The sequence below is a fragment of the uncultured Amaricoccus sp. genome (assembly GCF_937858865.1).
Lineage (GTDB): Bacteria > Pseudomonadota > Alphaproteobacteria > Rhodobacterales > Rhodobacteraceae > Amaricoccus.
In genome coordinates, this window is record NZ_CALLYO010000641.1 from 1 (window position 1) to 4,793 (window position 4,793).

Genomic DNA, 4,793 nt, shown 5'->3' on the forward strand with positions numbered 1-4,793 from the left:
GGGGAAGGGGGGTGGGGGAGAACCGCGCGCAACGGCGCGCGAGGGGCCCCGCGCCCCTGGCGCGGGGAGACCGACTCCCGGAGCGCAAAGGCGCTCCGACCGCCCCGCAATTCTGAACGCTTCCCTAACGCCAACATAATAAGAAAACCGGCTCAACAAGTTACCCATAGTTTCGCGCGCGAAATCCCCCCGACTTGCGCGGGCGACCCTCCTCCCCCGCCCGCGCCCCTTTCTCCCGGAGGCCCTCCGATGCCCGAAGACGCCAGCCCCGAGACCGTCGACGAGACCGTCGACCTCCGCGCCGAATACGAGACCTCCGGCGTCCGCGCCGTCCTCGAGGATCTCGACCGGAGCCTGATCGGCCTCGCCCCGGTCAAGACCCGCATCCGCGAGACCGCGGCACTCCTTCTCGTCGAGCGCGCCCGCCGCCGCCTCGGCCTCGCCCACGAGACCCCGACGCTGCACATGTCCTTCTCCGGCAACCCCGGCACCGGCAAGACCACGGTCGCGCTCCGCATGGCCGACCTCCTCCACCGCCTCGGCTACGTCCGGAAGGGCCACCTCGTCACCGTCACCCGCGACGACCTCGTCGGCCAGTACATCGGCCACACCGCCCCGAAGACCAAGGAGGTGCTGAAGAAGGCGATGGGCGGCGTCCTCTTCATCGACGAGGCCTACTATCTCTGGCGCCCGGAGAACGAGCGCGACTACGGCCAGGAGGCGATCGAGATCCTGCTCCAGGTCATGGAGAACAACCGCGACGACCTCGTCGTCGTCCTCGCCGGCTACGCCGACCGCATGGCCCGCTTCTTCGAGGCCAACCCCGGCTTCCGCTCGCGCATCGCCCACCACATCGAGTTCCCCGACTATACCGACGCCGAGCTCCTCGCCATCGCCGAGGCGATGCTCGCCGCCCAGAACTACACGCTGACCGCCGCCGCCCGCGAGGCGCTCGCCGCCTACATCCCCCTCCGCCGCTCGCAGCCCCACTTCGCCAACGCCCGCTCGATCCGCAACGCGCTCGACCGCGCCCGCCTCCGCCAGGCCAACCGCCTCTTCGAAACCGCGACCACCCCCCTCGACGCCGCCGCCCTGAGCGCGCTAGACGGGCCCGACATCCGCGCCAGCCGCGTCTTCCGCGGCGGCCTCGACGCCGACAGGAGCCAGCCATGAGCTTCGCCACGACCTTCGACCGCAGCCCGAAGATCGCCCCCTCGATCCTCTCCGCCGACTTCGCCGCCTTCGGCGCCGAATGCCGCGCCATCGAGGCCGAGGGCGCCGACTGGGTGCATGTCGACGTCATGGACGGCCACTTCGTCCCCAACCTCACCTTCGGCCCGCCGCTGGTGAAGGCGATCCGCCCGCACGTCGGGACCCTGATGGACGTCCACCTGATGATCGCCCCCGCCGACCCCTACATCGAAGCCTTCGCCGCCTCCGGCGCCGACATCCTCACCGTCCACGCCGAGGCCGGCCCCCACACCCACCGCACGCTCCAGGCGATCCGCGCCGCCGGTGCCCGCCCCGGCCTCGCGCTCAACCCCGGCACGCCCGCCGAGGCCGCCCGTCCCCTCCTCGACCTCGTCGACCTCGTCTGCGTGATGACCGTCAACCCCGGCTTCGGCGGCCAGAAGTTCATCCCCTCCCAGCTCGACAAGATCCGCGCCCTCCGCGCCATGATCGGCGACCGCCCGATCCACATCGAGACCGACGGCGGCATCACCCCCGAGACCGCCCCCCTCGTCGTCGCCGCCGGCGCCGACGTGCTGGTCGCCGGCTCCGCCGTCTTCGCCGGCGGCTCGGTCGCCGACCCCGCCCCCTACGGCCGCAACATCCGCGCCATCCGCACCGCCGCCGCGGACGCCCTGGCCGCTGCGTGAGGTCCCCCGCCGTCGCCTTCGACCTCGACGGCACGCTCGTCGACAGCATCCCCGACCTGCACGCCGCCGCCGCCGCGACCCTCGCCGCCGAGGGCCGCCCGCCGCTCCCGCCCGAAACCATCCGCAGCTTCGTCGGCAACGGCCTGCCCAAGCTCGTCGAGCGCATCACGGCGGCGAGCGGCCTCCCCGCCGCCGAGCACCCGCGCCTCCTCGCCGCCTTCTCCGCCCGCTACGCCGCCGCCCCCGCCGCCCTCACCCGCCCCTACCCCGGCGTCCCCGAAGCCCTCGCCCGCCTCCGCGCCGCCGGCTGCCGCCTCGGCCTCTGCACCAACAAGCCCGAGGCGATGACCCGCAGCATCCTCGCCGCCTTCGGCCTCGCGTTCGACGCCCTCGCCTGCGGCGACACCTTCCCGGTCCGCAAGCCCGACCCCCTGCCGCTCCTCGAGACCGTCCGCGCCCTCGGCGGCCCGCCCGCCCTCTACGTCGGCGACAGCGAGGTCGACGCCGAGACCGCCGCCCGCGCCGGCCTCCCCTTCCTCCTCTTCCGCGGCGGCTACTGCCACGTCCCGCACCGGACGCTCGCCTCCGCCGCCGCCTTCGACGACTTCGCCGAGCTCCCCGCCCTCGTCGCCCGGGTTCAGCCGAAAGTCTGACCCCGCCCGTCTGGCCAGCGCCCCGGCCGCGTGCCAATCTCCCCCGCGTCATGTTGATCGGGAGGACGGCGTGACCCTGCAGGACCACGGGATCGCCGATCCCCTCGCCCCGGTCGCGCGCCTGACCGAGGCCATCGCCGCCCGCCTCGTCGGCCACGAGCGGCTGGTCGAGCGGCTCGCCATCGGCCTCCTCGCCGGCGGCCACCTGCTGATCGAAGGCCCGCCCGGCCTCGCCAAGACCCGCGCCGTCAAGGCGCTCGCCGCCGGCCTCGACGCGAGCTTCGCCCGCATCCAGTGCACGCCCGACCTCATGCCCTCCGACATGACCGGCACCCAGGTCTTCCGCCCGGACGACGCCCGCTTCGACTTCGTCCCCGGCCCGCTCTTCCACTCCCTCGTCCTCGTCGACGAGATCAACCGCGCGCCCCCCAAGGTGCAGTCCGCCCTGCTCGAGGCGATGGCCGAACGGCAGATCACCGCCGGCGGCGTCACCCGGCCGCTGCCCGAACCCTTCATGGTCGTCGCCACCCAGAACTCGATCGAGCACGAGGGCACCTTCCCGCTGCCCGAGGCCCAGCTCGATCGCTTCCTCCTCCACGTCGCGCTCGCCCTCCCCGGCGCCGAGGCCGAGCGCGCCATCCTCGACCTCGTCGAGGCCGAGGGTCGCGCGCCCCCCGCCGCCACCGGCCGGCGCCTCGGCCCCGCCGCCATCCACGCCGCCCAGGCCGCCACCGACCGCGTCCACCTCGCGCCGCCGCTGAAGGACTTCATCGTCCGCCTCGTCGTCGCCACGCGCGAGACCGCGGGCACCCCGCTCGAGGGCCTCGTCGAGCACGCCGTCTCCCCGCGCGGCACCCTGGCGCTCGCCGCCGCCGCCCGCGCCCGCGCCGCGCTGCGCGGCCGCGACCACGCGCTGCCCGAGGACGTCGAGGATCTCGCCCCCGACGCCCTCTCGCACCGGCTGGTGCCGAGCTGGCGCGCCACCTCCGACGGCATCACCCCGCGCGACATCGTCGCCCGCGCGCTCGCCCATGTCCGCCCCTGGTGACGGCGCCACCACCGTCAGCGCCGCGGCGCTGATGGCGCTCGGCCGCCGCGCCCCCCGCCCGGCCGGCGCACTGGCCGAGCGCCCGGGCATCGCGCCCACCCGCAAGCGCGGCCAGGGCCACGAGATCCGCGAGATCCGCCCCTTCACCGAAGGCGACGACCCGCGCCACCTCGACGCCGCCGCCACCGCCCGCTCCGGCACTCTCCAGGTCCGCTCCTTCCACGAGGACCGCGAGCGCACCGTCCTCCTCGTCGCCGACTTCCGCCGCCCGATGCTCTGGGGCACCCGCACCCGCCTCCGCTCGGTCGCCGCCGCCGAGGCCCTCGCGCTCGCCGGCTGGCAGGCCGTCCTCGGCTCCGGCGCCGCCGGCGTCGTCGCCCTCACCGACGCCGGCCTCCTCGCCGAGCGGCCGCGTCCGCGCGACGCCGGCATGGCCCGCGTCGCCGGCCTCCTCGCCCGCGCCCACGCCCTCGCCCTCGAGACCCGCGCCCCGGTCCGCCCGCTCGCCCCCGACCTCGTCCGCGCCGCCCGCTTCGATCCGCGCGGCGCCGGGATCGTGCTCGCCACCGGCCTCGACCACCCCGGCCCCGGCCTCGAGGCGGCGCTCGCCGGCCTCGCCCGCCGCGGCCCCCTGCGCCTCATCCTGACCGAGGACGCTTTCGAGACCCGGCCGCCCGCCGCCGCGCTCCCCTACCTCACCGAGGACGGCCGCGTCGCGCGCGGCCGCTTCGGCGCGCTCCGCCTGCCCGGCCTCAGCGCCGAGCGCCTCGCCACCGCATGACCCCGCCGATCGTCGCCGAGCTGCATCCCCCGCGGCTTCCTGCCGCCTTCGTCGCCACCGGATGGCCCGACCTCCTCGCCGCCTTCGGCCTCGGCCTCCTCGTCGCCGCGCTCCTCGCGCTGCTCCTCGCCCCGCTCTTCCGGCCGCGGCCCCGCCGCGAGAGCGCCGCCGCCCGCCTCGCCCGCGCCGCCGCGCTGCCGCCCGACGCCCGCCGCCTCGTCCAGCTCGAGCTCCTGCGCGAGCGGGGCATCCCGCTTCCCGCCGAGATCCGCGCCGCGCTCTACACCACGGCGCCGCCCGACCCGGCGGTCCTCGACGACCTCATCCGGCGCCGCCGTGCCTGAGCTCGCCGTCCCGCTCGCGCTCCTCGCGCTGCCGCTGCCGCTCCTCGTGCGGCTCCTGCCCGCCCGCGGTGCCGGCGGCCAGGCGCT

The 4,793-nt window shown here is 76.0% G+C and carries 6 protein-coding genes; all 6 read left to right on the top strand.

The features are described 5' to 3' along the window. Positions 1-249: 249 nt before the first annotated feature. The 6 genes from cbbX to Q0112_RS19185 all read left to right on the top strand — a co-directional run bounded on the left by cbbX (position 250) and on the right by Q0112_RS19185 (position 4,706). Positions 250-1,173 (top strand): CbbX protein, encoded by a 924-nt coding sequence (gene cbbX, locus Q0112_RS19160; protein WP_297977694.1) that lies wholly within the window; start codon positions 250-252, stop codon positions 1,171-1,173. Then, positions 1,170-1,880, top strand: a complete 711-nt coding sequence (gene rpe / locus Q0112_RS19165; RefSeq protein WP_297977695.1) for a ribulose-phosphate 3-epimerase — start codon at positions 1,170-1,172, stop codon at positions 1,878-1,880. The genes cbbX and rpe overlap by 4 nt, the downstream gene beginning before the upstream one ends. Beyond that, positions 1,877-2,533, top strand: a complete 657-nt coding sequence (gene gph / locus Q0112_RS19170; RefSeq protein WP_297977696.1) for a phosphoglycolate phosphatase — start codon at positions 1,877-1,879, stop codon at positions 2,531-2,533. Before rpe ends, gph begins: the two co-directional genes overlap by 4 nt. Positions 2,534-2,609: 76 nt before the next feature. Continuing rightward, positions 2,610-3,581 carry an AAA family ATPase gene (locus Q0112_RS19175; RefSeq protein WP_297977699.1) on the top strand — a complete coding sequence of 324 codons (972 nt, stop codon included), beginning with the start codon at positions 2,610-2,612 and terminating at the stop codon, positions 3,579-3,581. Then, entirely contained in the window at positions 3,565-4,362 is a 798-nt protein-coding gene (locus Q0112_RS19180) for a DUF58 domain-containing protein (protein WP_297977697.1), read from the top strand. The genes Q0112_RS19175 and Q0112_RS19180 overlap by 17 nt, the downstream gene beginning before the upstream one ends. Then, entirely contained in the window at positions 4,359-4,706 is a 348-nt protein-coding gene (locus Q0112_RS19185; RefSeq protein ID WP_297977698.1) for a hypothetical protein, read from the top strand. Before Q0112_RS19180 ends, Q0112_RS19185 begins: the two co-directional genes overlap by 4 nt. Positions 4,707-4,793 lie beyond the last annotated feature (87 nt).

Coding starts and splice junctions, on each gene's coding strand:
- cbbX (WP_297977694.1), top strand. CDS start 250: ATGCCCGAAGACGCCAGCCCCGAGACCGTCGACGAGACCGTCGACCTC.
- rpe (WP_297977695.1), top strand. CDS start 1,170: ATGAGCTTCGCCACGACCTTCGACCGCAGCCCGAAGATCGCCCCCTCG.
- Q0112_RS19180 (WP_297977697.1), top strand. CDS start 3,565: ATGTCCGCCCCTGGTGACGGCGCCACCACCGTCAGCGCCGCGGCGCTG.
- Q0112_RS19185 (WP_297977698.1), top strand. CDS start 4,359: ATGACCCCGCCGATCGTCGCCGAGCTGCATCCCCCGCGGCTTCCTGCC.